This window comes from Metalysinibacillus jejuensis, assembly GCF_003057615.1.
GTDB lineage: Bacteria > Bacillota > Bacilli > Bacillales_A > Planococcaceae > Metalysinibacillus > Metalysinibacillus jejuensis.
The window spans coordinates 1-227 of sequence record NZ_QAFW01000226.1 but is presented as its reverse complement, the minus strand read 5'-3'; the positions used below and the strand labels follow the sequence as shown (position 1 = coordinate 227).

Below are 227 nucleotides of genomic sequence, written 5' to 3'. Positions count from 1 at the left end.
CGACACTTTTAGACTACTTGGTTGGTGCTGCTACATTTGAATGGAAAAGTATGCGCCACGCTGCGGATGTTGCACCCGCACACGGCTTAAAATCAGTGGACTATTCGACACTTTCAAAACGTTTAGGTGAACTGAATTACCTCATCGTGAAGCGTATTTTCGAATTAATTGTCGGCCGATTAAACCGAGCTGCAAGGCGTTCTCTCAAGTTAAAAAAAGAACTTCTG

Annotated in this window: 1 pseudogene; it reads left to right on the top strand. The window is 43.6% G+C overall.

The features are described from left to right. Positions 1-227: pseudogene (locus DDE80_RS15540) on the top strand (IS4 family transposase); the annotation flags it as partial.